1 protein-coding gene is annotated in these 467 nt (G+C 56.7%); it reads right to left on the bottom strand.

Features of this window, described 5'->3' with window-relative positions; genetic code table 11:
- Positions 1 to 368: response regulator (locus C1I97_RS38765; protein WP_146608488.1), on the bottom strand; the 368-nt coding region annotated here is incomplete at its 3' end.
- Between the last annotated feature and the right edge of the window lie 99 nt (positions 369 to 467).

Here is a 467-nt window from a genome sequence, read left to right as displayed (position 1 = left end):
GTGGTGGCAGAGTGGCGGCGTAATGCGACGCGCAGACGGGCCTGCAATTCGCCAATGCCAAACGGCTTACTCAGATAATCATCCGCTCCGGCATCCAGCGCGGCGATTTTGTCGCTCTCTTCGCTGCGTGCGGAAAGCACAATCACCGGCACCGCGCTCCACTGGCGCAGGTCGCGGATAAACTCAATCCCATCACCATCGGGCAGGCCGAGATCGAGAATAATCAAATCTGGCTTACGGGTTGCCGCTTCCAGCAAGCCGCGTTGCAGCGTTTCGGCCTCAAAGACGCGCATCCCGTCGCCCTCCAGCGCCGTGCGCAGAAAGCGACGAATAGCCTGTTCATCTTCAACAATCAGAACGTTTGTCACATATCCTCATGAAATTCTTCAAGTTCAGGGGCAGTTTGCTGGGGAAGTGTAACACGAAAACAGGCACCACCTTCCGGTCGGTTGAACGCGGTAATAGTG

It is taken from the genome of Streptomyces sp. NTH33 (assembly GCF_003236365.1).
Taxonomy (GTDB): Bacteria; Actinomycetota; Actinomycetes; order Streptomycetales; family Streptomycetaceae; genus Streptomyces.
Note: the sequence above shows the minus strand (reverse complement) of the source record. Positions and strands in the feature narration are given on the sequence as shown.